This is a genomic window from Cellulosimicrobium sp. RS (assembly GCF_046159675.1).
In the GTDB taxonomy this organism is placed as follows: domain Bacteria; phylum Actinomycetota; class Actinomycetes; order Actinomycetales; family Cellulomonadaceae; genus Cellulosimicrobium; species Cellulosimicrobium funkei.
The window spans coordinates 157,249-173,511 of record NZ_JBJXVU010000001.1 but is presented as its reverse complement, the minus strand read 5'-3'; the positions used below and the strand labels follow the sequence as shown (position 1 = coordinate 173,511).

16 protein-coding genes are annotated in these 16,263 nt (G+C 76.1%); 4 read left to right on the top strand and 12 right to left on the bottom strand.

Annotated features, from left to right (window positions below; all coding sequences use genetic code 11):
- The first annotated feature begins 84 nt into the window (after positions 1-84).
- Positions 85-357, top strand: a complete 273-nt coding sequence (locus ACI769_RS00725) for a hypothetical protein (protein WP_043660040.1) — start codon at positions 85-87, stop codon at positions 355-357.
- A gap of 165 nt (positions 358-522) precedes the next feature.
- Here ACI769_RS00725 and ACI769_RS00720 read toward each other — a convergent pair whose 3' ends face one another.
- The 4 genes from ACI769_RS00720 to ACI769_RS00705 all read right to left on the bottom strand — a co-directional run bounded on the left by ACI769_RS00720 (position 523) and on the right by ACI769_RS00705 (position 4,386).
- Complete coding sequence (locus ACI769_RS00720; protein ID WP_082774251.1) at positions 523-972, bottom strand: molybdenum cofactor biosynthesis protein MoaE; 450 nt, start codon at positions 970-972, stop codon at positions 523-525.
- Positions 969-2,270, bottom strand: a complete 1,302-nt coding sequence (gene glp / locus ACI769_RS00715; RefSeq protein WP_232322604.1) for a gephyrin-like molybdotransferase Glp — start codon at positions 2,268-2,270, stop codon at positions 969-971. Before glp ends, ACI769_RS00720 begins: the two co-directional genes overlap by 4 nt.
- Before the next feature lie 101 nt (positions 2,271-2,371).
- Positions 2,372-3,847: an NCS2 family permease gene (locus ACI769_RS00710; protein ID WP_085388317.1), complete on the bottom strand. Its 1,476-nt coding sequence runs from the start codon at positions 3,845-3,847 to the stop codon at positions 2,372-2,374.
- Positions 3,848-3,906: 59 nt separating this feature from the next.
- A complete protein-coding gene (locus ACI769_RS00705) occupies positions 3,907-4,386 on the bottom strand; it encodes a nucleoside deaminase (protein ID WP_034655539.1) in 480 nt (159 codons plus the stop codon).
- Between the two features lie 394 nt (positions 4,387-4,780).
- Between ACI769_RS00705 and nhaA the strand changes: the two genes are divergently transcribed.
- On the top strand, positions 4,781-6,196 hold the full coding sequence (gene nhaA / locus ACI769_RS00700; protein ID WP_085388318.1) for a Na+/H+ antiporter NhaA: 1,416 nt from the start codon (positions 4,781-4,783) through the stop codon (positions 6,194-6,196).
- 81 nt (positions 6,197-6,277) lie between these two features.
- Here nhaA and ACI769_RS00695 read toward each other — a convergent pair whose 3' ends face one another.
- From ACI769_RS00695 to ACI769_RS00685, 3 genes are all read right to left on the bottom strand, one after another.
- Positions 6,278-6,823: a DsbA family protein gene (locus ACI769_RS00695; RefSeq protein WP_232322605.1), complete on the bottom strand. Its 546-nt coding sequence runs from the start codon at positions 6,821-6,823 to the stop codon at positions 6,278-6,280.
- Between the two features lie 34 nt (positions 6,824-6,857).
- A complete protein-coding gene (locus tag ACI769_RS00690; protein WP_085388320.1) occupies positions 6,858-7,058 on the bottom strand; it encodes a hypothetical protein in 201 nt (66 codons plus the stop codon).
- 123 nt (positions 7,059-7,181) lie between these two features.
- Entirely contained in the window at positions 7,182-7,988 is an 807-nt protein-coding gene (locus ACI769_RS00685) for a DUF2235 domain-containing protein (protein ID WP_085388828.1), read from the bottom strand.
- Positions 7,989-8,181: 193 nt separating this feature from the next.
- Here ACI769_RS00685 and ACI769_RS00680 point away from each other — a divergent pair, with 193 nt between their 5' ends.
- Positions 8,182-9,303: a M15 family metallopeptidase gene (locus ACI769_RS00680; protein WP_157446664.1), complete on the top strand. Its 1,122-nt coding sequence runs from the start codon at positions 8,182-8,184 to the stop codon at positions 9,301-9,303.
- A 48-nt stretch (positions 9,304-9,351) separates the two neighbouring features.
- On the opposite strand, the gene ACI769_RS00675 is transcribed toward ACI769_RS00680, so the two are convergent.
- The 3 genes from ACI769_RS00675 to ACI769_RS00665 form a co-directional block, all read right to left on the bottom strand.
- The gene (locus ACI769_RS00675; RefSeq protein ID WP_085388322.1) at positions 9,352-9,633 is read right to left on the bottom strand and encodes an acylphosphatase; all 282 of its coding nucleotides are present in this window, start codon (positions 9,631-9,633) and stop codon (positions 9,352-9,354) included.
- On the bottom strand, positions 9,630-10,106 hold the full coding sequence (locus ACI769_RS00670) for a dsRBD fold-containing protein (RefSeq protein WP_061266925.1): 477 nt from the start codon (positions 10,104-10,106) through the stop codon (positions 9,630-9,632). The genes ACI769_RS00675 and ACI769_RS00670 overlap by 4 nt, the downstream gene beginning before the upstream one ends.
- 66 nt (positions 10,107-10,172) lie before the next feature.
- Positions 10,173-12,176: a thioredoxin domain-containing protein gene (locus ACI769_RS00665; RefSeq protein ID WP_085388323.1), complete on the bottom strand. Its 2,004-nt coding sequence runs from the start codon at positions 12,174-12,176 to the stop codon at positions 10,173-10,175.
- Between the two features lie 95 nt (positions 12,177-12,271).
- Here ACI769_RS00665 and ACI769_RS00660 point away from each other — a divergent pair, with 95 nt between their 5' ends.
- Positions 12,272-14,485, top strand: a complete 2,214-nt coding sequence (locus ACI769_RS00660) for a serine/threonine-protein kinase (RefSeq protein ID WP_085388324.1) — start codon at positions 12,272-12,274, stop codon at positions 14,483-14,485.
- Between the two features lie 51 nt (positions 14,486-14,536).
- Here ACI769_RS00660 and ACI769_RS00655 read toward each other — a convergent pair whose 3' ends face one another.
- Entirely contained in the window at positions 14,537-15,331 is a 795-nt protein-coding gene (locus ACI769_RS00655) for an amino acid ABC transporter ATP-binding protein (RefSeq protein ID WP_085388325.1), read from the bottom strand.
- Complete coding sequence (locus ACI769_RS00650) at positions 15,328-16,257, bottom strand: amino acid ABC transporter permease (protein WP_085388326.1); 930 nt, start codon at positions 16,255-16,257, stop codon at positions 15,328-15,330. The genes ACI769_RS00655 and ACI769_RS00650 overlap by 4 nt, the downstream gene beginning before the upstream one ends.
- Positions 16,258-16,263: the final 6 nt, after the last annotated feature.

Below are 16,263 nucleotides of genomic sequence, written 5' to 3'. Positions count from 1 at the left end.
GGTGGCGCAGATCATAGGGTGAAGCCGGTCACCTCAGGGCATCAGCCCAGGTCAGAGCCGCCGTCTCTTCCTACCATGGATGTCGTGACGACGATCTCTCCTGCACCCACCAACCGCCCATCCTCCTCGATCTCCGGCGCGTCCTCGACGACCCCGGACAACAGCGCGTCCGCGCTCCCGATCTACCGCACCGACGAGCGGTCCGCCGCCTGGAAGGCCGGCACCAAGAGCGTCCTGGGCGCGGCCGTCGGCGCCGTCGTCGGGGTCGTCGTGCTCAGCTGGTTCGGCCTCGTCCTCGGCACCGCCGTCGGCCTCGGCATCGGCATGCTGCTCGACAACCGCCCCGCCGAGCGCTGACCCGACTCTCCCCCTCCCGGCCCGCACGGCCGGGTCCCCGCCCGACATCGTCGTCGCCCGGCGGATCAGAAGAACTCACGAGAGGCGAGAAGTGGCCCCTCCCCGGCTCCGGCCGGGGGCCACTTCTCGCCTCTCGTCGTCTCGCGGGCGGTCCAGGGACGCGTCCTACAGCCCGACCCACTCCGAGACGCCGTCGTCGAAGTGCTGGCGCTTCCAGATCGGCACCTCGGCCTTGATGCGCTCGACGAGCAGCGAGCAGGCCTCGAACGCCTCCCGGCGGTGGCCCGCGGCGGCCGCCGCGACGAGCGCGACGTCGCCGATCCCCAGGCTGCCGTACCGGTGGACCGCGGCGACCCGCAGCCCCGTCTCGGCCGCCACGTCCGCGACGCAGCGCCGGATCACGGCCGTGGCGTCGGGGTGCGCCTCGTAGTCGAGCCGCGTCACGCCCCGGCCGCCGTCGACGTCGCGGACCACGCCGCGGAACGTCACGACGGCCCCGCACTCGGGACCCCCGACGGCGTCCTCGACGGCGCGCGACACGGCGTCGTCGAGGACGTCCGTCGTCACGCGGCTCGGGTCTGTGGGCGGCGCGCCGCCGTCCGTCGTCTGCGTCACAGCTCCCGCACCTCCACCTCGGTCCCGGCGGCCCACTCTGTCACGTCGGCCGGGACGTCCACGAGCACGTCCGCGCGCGCCATCGACGCGACGAGATGGGAGCCCGCTCCCCCGACGACGCGCACCGTGCCCCCCGGACCCGTCGCGCCCCGCAGGAGCTGCCGCTTGCCCGTGGGCGACGTCAGCGGCTCGGCGAGCACCGCCGTGCGCACGCGCTCGGCGCCGGGCAGCCCGGCGGCCCGCTCGAGCGGCTCGCGCAGGAACATCGCGAACGACACCTGCGCGCTCACCGGGTTGCCCGGGAAGGTGAGCACGGGCGTCCCGTCCACGGTGCCGAACCCCTGCGGCCCGCCCGGCTGCATCGCGACGGAGCGGAACGTCACGTCCGACGACGCACCGCCGCCGAGGACGTCCTTGACCACCTCGTACGCGCCCTGCGACACGCCTCCCGACGTCACGACGAGGTCCGCGACCGCCGCAGCCTCGGCGAGCACGGCGGCGAACCGCTCGGCGTCGTCGCCACAGCGGGCCGTGAGCACCACGTCGCCCCCCGCGCGCCGCACGGCGGCGCCGAGCGCGTCGGCGTTGGCGTCGAAGACCTGCCCGGGCCCCGGGGCCTCCTCCGGGCCGACGAGCTCCGACCCCGTCGACAGGACCGCGACCCGCGGCCGCGCGACGACCCGGACGCGCCCGACCCCGCACGCCGCGGCGGCCGCGAGGTGGTGCGGCGCGAGGACGGTCCCGTCGGTCAGCAGGACGTCGCCCGGGCGGACGTCGGAGCCCGCCTCGCGCACGAAGTCCCCCGCGGCCCGCGGCACCCGGACCTCGACGGGCTCCGGGTCGGTCGGCGTCGTGGAGGCCTGTCCGGCCGCCGGGTCGGTGACGCCCGCGCGCGCCGTGCCCGCGGGCGTGCGGGCGAACGTCCCGGTCGCGGTGTCCTCGACGGGCACGACGGCGTCCGCCCCCTCGGGCACGGGCGCGCCCGTCATGATGCGGGCAGCCGTGCCCGGCGCGAGCCGCGGCGGGACGCCCGGCGCCGCCGCGATCTCGGCGACCACGGCCAGCCGGACGGGCGCGTCCGCCCGCGCGTCGGCGACGTCCGCGGCGCGGACGGCGTACCCGTCCATCTGCGCGTTGCGGAACAGCGGGACGGCGACGGGCGCGACGAGGTCGCCCGCGAGGACCCGGCCGAGCGCGTCGGCGAGGTCGACGTCCTCGGTGCGGGTGCGGCGTCGGGCCGCGTCCACGAGGGGTGCGAGGAGGGCCGCGACGTCCGCGCGGTGCTCGTCGACGCTCACCCGTGCTGTTCTTGCCATGCCTCGCCCTTCCCGCTCCCCGCACGCCGACGGGCCACCCCCAGGAGCGGGCGACCCGTCGGCCGTGCGGTCGATGTCGAGGCTCAGCCTCCCACGGCCGCGGTGAGCGGACCGCGCACGAAGTACACGACGAACCCGGCCGCGACCACCCACAGCAGCGGGTGGACGTCGCGCGCCCTCCCGCACGCGGTCCGCAGCAGGACCCACGTGACGAACCCGATGCCGATGCCGTTCGCGATCGAGTACGTGAGCGGCATCGTCACGATCGTGAGGAACACCGGCAGCGTCACCGTGAAGTCGGTGAGGTCGATCTCCTTGATCTGGCCCATCATCATCGCGCCCACGACGACGAGCACCGCGCTCGCGACCTCGATCGGCACCACCGCCGTGAGCGGCGTGAGGAACATCGCGACGAGGAAGAGCCCGCCCGTGACGACCGAGGCGAGGCCCGTCCGCGCCCCCTCGCCCACGCCCGCCGCCGAGTCGACGAACACCGTGTTCGACGACGACGACGTCGCGCCGCCCACGACCGCCCCCACGCCCTCGACGACGAGCGCCGACTTGATGCGCGGGAAGTTGCCGTCCGCGTCGGCGAGGCCGCCCTGCTTGGCGAGCCCCGTCATCGTGCCCATCGCGTCGAAGAAGTTCGTGAAGAACAGCGTGAACACGAGCATCGTCGCCGCGAGCGCCCCGATCCGGTCGAACGCGCCGAACGAGAGCTGCCCGAACAGGCTGAGGTCGGGCACCGAGACGAGCGAGCTCGGCAGGGCGGGCACGGTGAGGTGCCAGCCGCCGGGGTTCGTCTCCGACGCCGGGCCGAGGTGCAGCACGGACTCGGCGACGATCGCGACGACGGTCGTCGCGACGAGCCCGATGAGCAGCCCGCCCTTGACCTTGCGCGCCACGAGGACGCCCATGGTGAGCAGCCCGACGACGAACACGAGCGTCGGGACCGAGGTGATCGACCCGCCGTCGCCGAGCTGGACCGGCGGCCCGCCCGGGGTGCGCGTGACGAACCCGGCGTCGACGAACCCGATGAACGCGATGAAGAGACCGATGCCGACCGTGATCGCCGCCTTGAGCTGGCGCGGGACGGCGTTGAAGATCGCCGACCGGGCGCCCGTCACGGCGAGCAGCACGATGAGCAGGCCGTTGACGAGCACGAGCCCCATCGCCTCGGGCCACGTGACGTCGCCGATCACGGCGACGGCGAGGAACGAGTTGATGCCCAGCCCGGCCGCGAGCGCGAACGGGAGGTTCGCGACGAGCCCGAACAGGATGGTCAGACCTCCGGCGGCGAGGCCGGTCATCGCGCCGACCTGCGCCGTCTGGAGCCACCCGCCCGCGACGTCGACGGGCGCGTTCTCGGCGCTCGTCCCGCCGAGGATGAGGGGGTTGAGGATGACGATGTACGCCATCGCGAAGAAGGTCACCAGCCCGCCGCGGAGCTCGCGCCCGGTGGTCGAGCCGCGCTCGGTGATCCGGAAGAAGCGGTCGAGCCGGCCGGTGGCCGGTCCGGTGCCGCGTGCGTCGTCGTTCCCGGCGGTCTCCCGCCGCATGCCGAGGAGAGTCACGTCCTTGTGCCCTTTCCTGAGGTACTGACCGGCCGCGCGGCCGGTCAGTACTCGACCCGGGACTCGAGGGCGCGCCAGGCGTCGAACGGCGCGGTGGCGGTGGCCGTGCGCTCGTGCACGACCTGCATGACCCGGTCGGCCGGGTCGGCGTCGAAGAAGTCGTAGAAGGCGGCGTCGTCGAACCCGGCGCGCGCGGCGTCGTACCGGTCGGCGGCGTAGTGCACGGCGTGCACGCGCGCCCAGAGGGCGGACGCGAGGCACATGGGGCACGGCTCGCAGCTCGAGTAGAGCGTCGCGCCCGTCAGGTCGAAGGTGCCGAGCGCGGCGCAGGCGCGCCGGATCGCGGTGACCTCGGCGTGCGCGGTCGGGTCGTTGTCCTGCGTGACCCGGTTGTTGCCCTCGAACACCTGCCCGTCGGCGGTGACGAGGACGGCGCCGAAGGGTCCTCCGGCGTGCGCGACGCTGTCGACCGCGAGGGCGACGGCTCGGTCCAGGTGTGCGGTGTCCACGACAAGAGTGTCCATGGTGAGTCTCCACGGTTCGGGCAGCGACGCCGGGTGCTCCGCCTCCGGCGTCCGGGCTCGTCGGTGAGCCGGGAGGAGGCGGCCGGCGGGCCGCTGCAGGCGAGTTGTCACGTCCGCCTGGTAGGTAGCTGCCGGTGTCGGATCGAACGTGTCGACCACCGAGCGTGTCGCTCGGCCCGGGCCCGCCGTTGGCACGCTCGACGCTAGCAGCGCGTGACGGACGCCACAAGAGTTTCGGAAGAACTTTTCCACGATATGGACGAGGTCCCCGGGGGTCCGTGCCCGGAGCGCCCCCACGAGGACTGTTGCGGAAGGATCTGCCGCCCGGAAGAGTTGTCCCAGCGCAGGTCCGACGCCCGGGGCGTCGCCCCGTCCCGACCCACCCGGAGGCCCAGTGACCGAGCCCGCTCCGCCGTCGTCCCTCCCCGTCGTCCGCGTCCCCGCCCGGCCGGGCCCGCCGCTACGCTTCCAGCTCCGCCCCGTGGCGCCCTCGCTGCGCTCGTTCCTCGCGACCGAGGCGGGCGGCGCCGTCCTGCTCCTCGCCGCCACGGTCGTCGCGCTCGTGTGGGCGAACTCCGCGTGGTCCGGCGCCTACGACGCGCTCTGGTCCACGGAGGCGGGCTGGCGCGTCGGGCCGTGGACGTTCGAGATGGACCTGCACCACTGGGTCAACGACGCCGCGATGGCCGTGTTCTTCCTCGTCATCGGCCTCGAGATCAACCGCGAGGTCACGAGCGGCGAGCTCCGCAACCGCCGCACCGTCGCCGTCCCCGCGCTGGGCGCGCTGGGCGGCCTCGCCGTGCCCGCGCTGATCTACCTCGCGTTCAACGTGGGGTCCCCCGCGCAGCACGGCTGGGGCATCGTCATGTCGACGGACACCGCGTTCCTCGTCGGCATCCTCGCGCTCTTCGGGCCGCGCTGCCCCGACCAGCTCCGGCTCTTCCTCCTCACGCTCGCCGTCGTCGACGACATCGGCGCGATCACCGTCATGGCGCTCTTCTACACCGACGACCTCTGGCTCCCGGGCCTCCTCGTCGCCGCCGTGCTCGTCGTCGTGATCCTCGTGCTGCGCTGGCTCGGCGTCTGGCGCCTCGCGCCGTACGCGCTCGCCGGGATCGCGCTGTGGGGCGCGGTCTACGCGTCGGGCGTGCACGCGACGCTCGCGGGCGTGCTCGTGGGCCTGCTCGTACCGTCGCGCTCGTCGCGGCCCGTGGACGTCGCCGTCGTGCCGAAGTACGCCAAGCGGCTCGCGCAGGAGACGACGGCGGAGCGCGAGCACCTCACCGAGCTCGCCGCGCGCGCGGCCGTGCCCACGAGCGAGCGCCTCCAGCGCGTGCTGCACCCGTGGAGCGCGTACGTCGTCGTGCCCGTCTTCGGCCTCGCGAACGCGGGCGTGCAGCTCGACGGCGAGTCGCTGCGCGCGGCGGCCACGTCGCCCGTGACGATCGGCGTCGCCGTCGCGCTGGTCGTGGGCAACGCCGTCGGCATCTTCGGGGCCGCGACCTTGGCCCTGCGCCTCGGCCTCGGCGACCTGCCGGGGCGCGTGCGGTACTCCCACCTGCTCGGCGGGGCGATCCTCGCCGGCATCGGGTTCACCATCTCGCTCTTCATCGCCGAGCTGGCGTTCGACGACGAGGCGCTCGTCGAGCAGGCCAAGATCGGCATCCTCGCGGGCTCGCTCGTCGCCGCCGTGCTCGGGTCCGTGGCGCTCCGGCTCTTCGGCGAGCGCTGGCCCCTGTGCTCGCCCGGCGCGGACGGTCCGCCGCCCGAGCTCCCGCCGCTCCCCTGGCACCCGCCCGCGACCACGTGACCGGGCGGCGCGTGGGAGCACACGGCACGGCACCGCACGGGTGAGTGGGGGCGCCGCCCGGGCGCCCGGCCCCGCGAGCGCCTACGGCCGCGCCGCGGCGGTGATCGCGGCCCGCAAGCCCTCCGCGGTGACGCGCCCGCGGTAGCGGACGCCCTCGACGAAGAGCGTCGGCGTGCCCTGCACGCCGACCGCGAGCGCGTCGGCGTAGTCGCGCTGCACCGGCGCGGCGTACTGCTGGGCCGCGTCCCCGACGACCGACGCGCCGTCGAGCCCGAGCTCCTCGGCCCGCTCGGCGAGCCCGGCCTCGCCGAGCTGGTCCTGGTGCGCGAACAGCGCAGCCTGCATCTCCCAGAACCGGCCCTGCGCGGCGGCCGCCTCGACGGCGAGCGCGGCCGACAGCGCGTGCGGGTGGATCTCGAACAGCGGGAAGTGGCGGAACACGAGCCGCACCCGGCCGCCGGAGGACTCGACGACCTGCCGCAGCACCGGGGCGGCGGCGGCGCAGTACGGGCACTCGAGGTCGCCGAACTCGACGATGGTGACAGGCGCGGCAGGGTCCCCGAGGACGTGCGCGTCGGCGGGGACGAGCTGCTCGGCCGGGACGCGGTCGGGGGTCTGCTCGCTCACGCTGCCCAGCATGGCACGGGCGCGGCGCCCGCGGTCAGGCGAGCGCGAGCGGCCGGGTCTCCTGGGCCGCGCCCGGCACGGGCTCCACGAGACGCGCGAGGTCCGGGCCCGCGCTGTCGCGCCACCAGCCGAGGTTCCGCGCGTGGCGCGCGTAGACCGACGCGGGGTCGGCGCTGAGCGTCACCGCCGTCTCGGCGAGGTAGACGGCGTCGACGGTCTCGGGCGGGGTGGGCACGCCCGCGAGGACGCGCAGCGCGCCGCGGAAGCGCGGGCGGTGGTGCAGGCGCTTGACGAGGTTGAGCGCGCCGAACAGCAGCCCGGGGCGGACGCGGCAGACGAGCTCGTCGTCCCGGTGGAGCTACGCGCGCAGCCGCTCCTCGTCGACGACGAGACCGCGCGCGACGGCTTCGCCGAGCATCCACAGCAGCGCGGTGTCCGAGAGGGCGCGCGCCCGCGCGCCGCCGCCGACGTCGCTGTGCCCGCCGGGGAACCAGACCTGCTTGACCCGGGGCGCCATGGCCACGGGCACGTCCCAGAGGCACGGCTCGAAGGTGATGCGGCGGTCGTCGATGGCGAGCGCCTGGCGGGCGCACCGCACGTCGGTTGACAGGCGCAGGTCGTGGAACCGGCTCCGGCGGCGCGACAGGCCCGGCACGCCGAGCGCGCCGACCGTGTCGAACACCCCGAGGAACGCGACCGGCACGTGGTCGTGGCAGTACGCGGCGCGGAACGTGCGGGCACGGTCGGCGCGGCGGGCGGGGTCGCGGTCGCGATAGACCTCCTCTGCCTCGCACAGGTGGTCGCGCGCGAGCGCGTCCTGGGTGAGCAGGCCGACGGTCGCGACCATCCCGACCACGCTGCGCGCGGTGTACGCCCCGCGGCTGAACCCGAACACGTAGATCTCGTCGCCGGGCTCGTAGTTGAGCGCGAGGTGGCGGTACCCCGCGACGACGTTGCGCGTCAGGCCGTAGCCGAACGCCCCGCCGAGGAGCCGGTCGACGAGGTAGCCCTGCGCCCCGACGCCCTCGACGGAGAACACCATCTGCTGGACGCCGTCCGGTCCGATCCCGGTGCGGACCGAGCGCGCGATCTTCTCGATGTTCGACACGCTCGCGTTCACCGGCGAGTTCCACGTGCCGTCGCAGCACAGCACCAGCCGCTTCATGGTCCCTCCCCGATCCGCCCCCGGCGGCGCGTCGGGGACACCATCTGGGGAGGGTCGTCGCGCCCCGGCTGATGCACGACGGCGCCTGCCGACGCACGGACCGGTCGGGGTTCGTGAGCAAGCCGTGAGCGTGTCCGTGCGCACCCCCGGATCCGTCCGGGAGGGCCGTCGTCGTGCCGTAGGTTCTGGCGGTGTGACCGCCACGAGCACCGCCCCGCCCGCCGGCCCCGCGGACCACCCGCCGGGCGGCCGGGAGCGTCGGCACGCGCGCGCTCAGCGTCGGCACCGGGCTGCGTGGATCGCGGCCGTCGTGGCGCTCGTGCTCGTGCTGGGCGGGGGCGGCGGCGCGTTCGCCTGGTACCGGGACACCGAGTACGACGCGCTGGCCGACCGGGCCGCGACCGCCGAGGACCTGCTCGCGGCGTCGGACGGGAAGGTCGCGGACCCGGCGGTGCGGACCGCGCTGACGACCGAGGTGGACGACGCCCGCGCCCTGCTCGCGGCGCCGTTCCTCGACCGGATGACCACGGGCACGGACGCGGCGGACCGGTCGCTCGTGTCGGCCTCGGACGCCGTGCACGCCTCGATGCTCGACCACGCGCGCGACGAGGTGACCGCGGCGCGCGCGAGCCTCGCGACCGCCCGCGAGCTCGGCGAGAAGATCTACGCCGCCACGGAGGGGCTCGGTGCCGACGAGGCGGTCCGCGCCCGGCTGCGCGACGCGCTGGACACCGCGGCCGCGGCCGACGCCGCCGCCGACGCGGGGCTCGCGGGCGACGACCTCTCGACGCTCGAGCAGGCGGTGCTCGACCTGGGCGCGGGCCTCGGGGTCGTGAGCGCGTCGACCGAGGAGACGTCGGTCGCGCAGGACGCCGTCTCGTGCCCGGCACCGGACCAGGTGTGGGACCCCGACAGCGGCCGCGTGCCCGACTCCGCCCTCGCGCCGATCCCGTGGTCCCCCACCGACCGTGTGCGCGCCGACGTGCTGGACGGGCTCGTCGCCCTCGACGCCGCGTACGTCGAGCGGTTCGGCGTGCACCTGACGGTCAACTCCTCCTACCGGACGTTCGAGGAGCAGCAGGGCCTGTACGACCCGTCGTCGCCCATCGCGGCGCCGCCCGGGTGCTCGAACCACGGGCTGGGGTTCGCCGTCGACCTGGGCGGCGGCGTCCAGGCGTTCGGCACCCCGCAGTACGAGTGGCTCAAGCAGCACGCCGAGACCTACGGCTGGACGCACCCCGACTTCGCCGAGCCCGACGGGCGCGTGCCCGAGCCCTGGCACTGGGAGTCCGTGCTGGCACGCGCGGACGGCTGAGCCCGCCGCCGGTCGCGCCGGGGACCCCGGGAGCGCCGGGGCGCGTCCTCAGGAGGCGTGCGCCCGCTCGACGTCGACGTGCGTGACGTCGCCCGGCGTGGGGCCGTCGCGCAGCCAGGCGACGAGGCGGTCGACGGCGTCCGGCGCCCCGGACGCGACGACCTCGACGGTGCCGTCGGGCCGGTTGGTCGCGGTGCCGTCGAGGCCGAGCCTGGCGAGCCGCTCGCGCGTCGCCCAGCGGAAGCCGACGCCCTGCACGCGCCCGTGCACGCGCGCTCGCACGGCGGCGTCCGCGGCACCGGGCGCCGCGCCCTCCCCCGGGCGCGTCACTGGTGCACGTGCGCCGGGGCGCCCGTCGACGACGCGATGTCCGACTCGGCGTCGTCCAGCAGCCGGTCCGCGAGCCGGCGCAGCGCCCGCCCGACGGCGATCTCGTCGCCGATGAGCGGGACGTCGCGGTCGTGCGGGTCGCGCCGCGCCCGCCCGACGGTCCGCACGTGCTCCGGCGTCTCCGCGACGAGGACCGCCTCCGCCGTCGTCCGGCCCTCCGACTCGACGACGCTCACCTGCACGCGCCACACCTTCGTGGTGTCCGTGCCGTCGCCCGTCTCCGCTCCCGGGACGTGCTCGACGTAGCTGTCCGACCCCGGGTAGACGAGGGTCCGCTCGCCCGTGTCGGCCCACTCGACGAGGTACGGCGGCGAGCCGTCCTCGTGCCGCAGCTCGACCACGACCCCGTCGCGCACCGCCCCGCCGACGACGCCCGAGGCGGTCACGATCCTGTCCCCGACCGATGCCCTCATGGCTCCTCCTCGTGCCGCACCGTCCTTCCATCATGCGACCGCGGGGAGTGCGCTGCACCCCCGGTCTCAGCGAGTCCGGGCGCCGAGCTGGTCCCGCAGCGCCGCGGGGTCGTGCACCGGGAGCCGGCACACGAAGTCCGCGCAGAGGTAGGCGCCCGGCCCGCGGTCGGCGAGCAGGGCGACGCCGTCGGCGGCGAGGGTCGCGGCGGCGTCGGGCGTCGCGGCGAGCAGCAGCGCGCCCGGGTGGTACCAGTCGCGCGCGGCGGCGAGGAACCCCTCGCGCCGGTCGGCGTCGGCGACGACCACGAGCTGGTGGGGCGGCTCCGCGAGCCCGACGGCGACGCGCAGCACCCCCGCCGCGCCGAGCGGGTGCTCGCTCGCCGCGGCGGCCGCGGCGGCGTGCGCGAGCGCCGCGTCCCGGTACCGCGGCTCGCCCGTCGCGAGGTGGGCGAGCAGAGCGGCCCGGGCGGCCGCCGTCGTGCCCGAGGGCACCGCGCCCTCCGACGGGTCGGCCGCCGCACCGGCGGCCAGCCCCAGGTCGGTGAGCACCGGGTCCGTGCCCTGCGGGGGCGTGAGGTCGCCGTCCGGGCCGACCGTCGCGTCGACGAGGCGCAGGCCCTCGCGCACGTACCGCGCCTCCCCGGTCAGGCCCCCGAGCACGAGGAGCGCCGTCGCGAGCGCGCCGTGGTCCTCCAGCGTCGCGACGGCGTCCGAGGCGACGCCGCCCTCCGACGCGCGCACGAGCGACCCGTCGGCCCGGACGTGGGTCGCGAGCAGCCGGTCGGCGGCCGCGCGCGCGGCGTCCGTGAGGTCGGGCAGGCCGAGGTGGTGCCCGGCGCGGGCGAGCGCCTCGATCGCGAGCCCGTTCCACCCGGTGAGCACCTTCGTGTCGAGCGGGGGCGGCTCGTGGTGCGCGCGCTCGCCCGGCGGGAGCAGGTAGTACCCGCCCTCGACGCGCTCGCCGTCGACGACGGACTCCGAGTCCTGCGCGCTCGCGAAGGCGCCGTCGGCCAGGCGCAGCACGCGCAGGAGGAAGCGCCCGACGTCGCCCGCCACCTCCGCCGTGGCCTCGCCCGGGTCGGGCGTGCCGGGCGCCTCGGCGGGAGTGCGCAGCGGTCCGTCCACGGGCCCGGTCCGGCGCAGCACCGCGAGCGTCGTCGCGGCCGAGAGCAGCTGCGCGTTGTCGTAGAGCATCCGCTCGTAGTGCGGCTCCGACCAGTCCGGCCGGGTCGCGTACCGGAAGAAGCCGCCGTCGACGTCGCGCAGCGGGCTCGCCGCCATCGCGTCGACCGTGCGCCCCGCCAGGACGAGCGCGCGCCGCGCGACCTCCGGGTCGACGACGGACGACGCCGCGACGTCGAGCAGGAGCTCGAGCGTCGGGGCGACGGGGAACTTGGGGGCGCCCCCGAAGCCGCCGTGCACGCGGTCCTCCGCCGCCTCCAGCCGCTCGACGACCCGGCGGGCGTGCTCGGCCAGGTCCGCGACCGGCCCGGCGTCCGCGCCGGCGGACGCCCCCGAGCCGTCGACCGCCGTCGCGGCCGCGCGCGGCACGCCCGTCCTCCGGCCCGCCGCCGCGTCGCGCAGCGCCGCGCGGATCGCGTCCCCCGTCTCGACCGCCTGGTCGCGCCGCTGCTCCCAGGCCTGCGCGACGGCGTCGAGCACGTCCCGGAACGCGGGTCGCCCGGCGACGGGGACGGGCGGCCAGTACGTGCCCGCGTAGAACGGGGCGCCGTCGGGCGTGGTGAACACCGTGAGCGGCCACCCCAGGTCCGGGGTGAACGCGCTCGCCGCGGCGAGGAGGCTCGCGTCGACGTCGGGGTGCTCCTCGCGGTCGACCTTCACCGCGACGAACCCGCGCGCGAGGAGCGCACCGATGTCCGGGTCCGAGAAGCTCTCGCGCGCCATGACGTGGCACCAGTGGCACGTGGCGTACCCGACCGAGACCATGACCGGCACGTCCCGGCGGCGCGCCTCCGCGAACGCCTCGGCGCCCCACGGGTACCAGTCGACCGGGTTGCCGGCGTGCTGGCGCAGGTACGGGCTCACGGCGGCGGCGAGACGGTTGACCATGACGTCCAGCCTCCCAGGTCGACGCGCCGCTCGCGGCCCGGGCCGTCGGAGTTGTCTGCTCCGTCCCGGAGCGGCGCGCTTGTAACGTTGCGCCCATGCCCGGCCCCGAGCAGCCCGCCCTCGCGGTGGCGACCGACGTCCCCGTCCGACCTGCCGCCGATCCGGACGCCGGGCCGGGCCCCGCGCCGCTGCCCCGCCGGCCCGTCCGCCAGGTGCCGGCGAGCGGTGACCGCAAGGGCCCGTTCACCCTCGGCGACGTGCTCGGGCACGGCGGGTTCGCGCACGTCTACCGCGCGACGGACGCGGACGGCGCGGAGGTCGCCGTGAAGGTGCTCACGGGTCTCCAAGAGGGTTCCCGCGAGCGCTTCGCGCAGGAGGCGAGGCTGCTGGAGGCCGTGGGCGGGCGCGGCTTCCCCGCGTTCGTGCGCTCGGGCCTGGACGACGACCAGCCGTGGTTCGCCATGGAGCTGGTCCCCGGCACCACGCTGCGCGAGCAGGTCCGCGCGTCGGGCCCGCTGGACGGACGCCAGGCGCTGCGGCTGGCCTCGCACGTCGCGGAGGCCCTGCTCGTGCTGCAGGAGCAGCACTGCGTGCACCGCGACCTGAAGCCCGCCAACATCATGGTCGACGGCGACCGGGCGGTCCTCATCGACCTTGGCATCGCCAAGCTGTTCGACACGGCGACGTCCACCCAACCCGTCGGGACGCTCGCGTACATGGCGCCGGAGCTGTTCGCCCGCCGCGTGCACCCCCGCTCGGACGTGTACGCGCTCGGCCTGCTCCTGATCTTCGCCACCACGGGGGTCGTGCCGGCGGACCTCAACTTCCTCGGCCGCGACCTCGAGGCCGCCGACCTCGTGCGGGAGGTCCCGGACGACCTGGTCGGGGTGCCGGCCGGGACGGAACCGGCCCCGTCCCCGGCCGAGCTGCCCGAGATCGACCCCCACCTGCAGGACCTCATCCTGTCGGCGACCCGCTACCAGCCGAACCACCGCCCCGCGCTCGAGAGCGTCGTCGCGGTGCTGCGCGCCCGGCTCGCCGGGGATTCCCCCGACGACACCCTGCTCCTCACGTCACGGATCGTGGCCGACGGCGCCACCGCGGCCGAGCGCGCGCTGGGCCCCGTCGCCGGGCTGGCCGCCGCCACCGGCGCACCCGTCCGGGCCGAGCGGGCGACGGAGGTCTCGCCGGTCGGCAGGGCGGCCGGCGCGGCCCGCGTCCGGGAGCCGTGGCACGCCCTGGTCTACGACGCGACGCTGATGAGCGTGCTGGCCGAGGTGCACGGCGACGGGTTCGACGGCGCGGCCGCCGAGGTCATCGCGGACCACGTCGCGAGCATCGGCGCGCACGTGGCCGACGGCCGGACCCCGGCGGAGCTCAAGGACTGGCTCTGGCAGGCGATGCGGTGGCAGGCCGCGGCACCGCCCGCGGGCCACGCCGACACCCTGCGCGGGTGGCGCGAGTACCGTCGCCCGACGCACCCGATGCTCCCCGTGCCGGGCTCCGGCGCCGAGCCCGTGGCCCGGGGCTCGCGGTCGCGGACCGACGGCCCCGTCCCGGTGCCGGCGTCCGGCTCCCCGGACCCGCGTCCCTGGCCGGTGCCCGTGCAGCGGGTCTCCACGCTGGGCCGCGGTCCGTCGGCGCGACCCCGGCCGGAGCCGGCTCCGGCTGCGGCTGCGGCTGCGGTCGGACGGACCCGCGTCATGGACTCCCCCGACCTCGTCGCCACGCAGGTCGGCCGGCCGGTCCCGCCGTCGGTCCCGCCGCGCCGGAGCCCCGTCCAGCACCTCGGCCCGACGCCGTCGTCGCCCTCCGCGCGTCCGGGGTCCGCCCGGCCACGGATCGTCGGTGCGGCGGTCACGAGCACCCCGGCCCCGCGCGCCGTCGGCCCGTCCGCGGCCGCGACGGCGCCGCACCAGGAGGCGGCCTCGGCGTCGGCCACGCGGTCCGCACGGCCCGCCCGACCTGCCGCGTCGTCGTCCCAGGACCGTTCCCGGGTCGGCGGCGCGCTCCTGCGGGCTCTTCCGCGCGTCCTCGCGGTCCTGGCGGTCCTGCGCACGCTGTGGCTCGTCCCCGACGGCGCGGCCCGCCAGAGCCAACCGTTCGTCCCCCTGCCGCCACAGCTCCTGGAGACCCTGCGCGTCTCGGTCGACCTGGCCCCGCTCGTCGACGGTCCCGTGCTCGCCCTGGCCGCGCTCGCGGTGGCCGTGGTGCTGCGTGTCGCCGGGCAGCGCACGTGGACGTGGCCGTACGTCCTCGTCGCCTGCGCGTCGGTCGCTGCCACGGTCGTGCTCGTGCTGCGAGGCTGACCGGGGTCCGGGCCGGGTCGGGCGTTGCTCGGCGCGGTCCCGAGGGCGCGGTCAGACGTGCAGACGGCGCAGGAACGCGCGGGTCCGCTCGCGCTGCGGGTCGCCGAGCACCTGCTCGGGCGTGCCGCGCTCGTGGACGCGACCCTCGTGGAGGAAGCAGACCTCGTCGGCGACGCGGCGCGCGAACCCCATCTCGTGCGTCGCGACGAGCATCGTGCGGCCCTCCGCGCGCAGCTCGGCGAGCAGGTCGAGCACCTCGCCCACGAGCTCGGGGTCGAGCGCGGACGTCACCTCGTCGAGCAGGAGCAGCTCGGGGCCGTTGACGAGGGCGCGCGCGATCGCCGCCCGCTGCTGCTCGCCGCCCGAAAGCTGGTCGGGATAGGACGTCACCTTGTGCCCGAGCCCGACGCGACCCAGCATCTCGACCGCTGCCGCCTCGGCCTCGTCGCGCGAGCGCCGGTGCACGAGCCGGGGTGCGAGGGTCACGTTGTCGAGCACCGTGAGGTGCGGGAAGAGGTTGTACGCCTGGAAGACCATGCCCATGCGCGCCCGCACGCGGTTCGCGTCGAGGCGCGGGTCGGCGACGTCCTCGCCGTCGAGCAGGATCTGGCCGTCGTCGACCTCGTCGAGCAGGTTGACGACGCGCAGCAGCGTCGACTTGCCCGAGCCGGACGACCCGACGAGCACGACGCACCGGTGGGCGTCGACGTCGAGGTCGATGCCGTCGAGCACGACCCGCCGCCCGCCCGGGGCGCCCGCAGCCGGGTACGTCTTGCGCACGCCCCGCAGGGACAGCAGGTGACGCGCGTCCTGGGGGATCGCGCCGGACGTCGCGGACGCGCTCATCGGATGTCCCCCGCTCCGCTCACCGTCGCGAGCGACCGGCCCCAGCCGCGGCGCGCCTGGTACGCGTCGACCGCGCGCGTCAGCGGGAACGACACGAGGAAGAACAGGATCCCCGCGACGACGTAGGGCGTGAAGTTGTAGCTGCCCGTCGTCGCGATCTGCGCGGCGCGGATCGCGTCGACGGCGCCGAGGACGGAGATGAGGCCCGAGTCCTTCTGCAGCGAGACGAGGTTGTTCGCGAGCGGCGCGGTGACGTTGCGCACCGCCTGCGGCAGCACGACGCGCCGCGTCGTCTGCGCGCGCGTGAGGCCGAGCGAGCGCGCCGCCGCGACCTGCGACGGGTGCACCGACTCGATGCCCGCGCGGAACACCTCCGCGAGGTACGCGGTGTACGTGAGGACGATCGCGAGCGCGCCGAGGAACGCGCCCGACGTCGGCAGCCACTCCAGCCGCAACGCCGGCAGCCCGAACCCGACGAGCAGCAGCACGAGCAGGAGCGGCACGCCGCGGAACAGGTCGACGTACACCGTCGCGAACGCGCGCAGCGGGAACAGCGCCGGGATACGGCTCGTGCGCGCGACCGCGAGGCCGAGCCCGAGCACCGTGCCGACGACGCCCGCGACGACCCACACGCGCAGGTTGAGCCACAGGCCCTCGAGGATCGCGGGCAGCGACTCCCACGCCATCGCCGGATCGAAGAACGCGGTCCGCGCGCGCTCCCAGCCCGGTGCGTTCACGACGACGAGCACGACCGCCGCGACGACGAGCACCGTGCTCACGAGCGCGACCAGGAGCGAGCGCCGCCGCTGCGCACGCCGGAACGCAGCCCGGTCGAGCGCGAGCGGCGACGGCGACCACGCGGCGGCCGGAACGGCGTCGGGCGACCCGACGCCTCCGGGCGGGCGCGCGTCGTCGGGCACGGTCATGGCCGG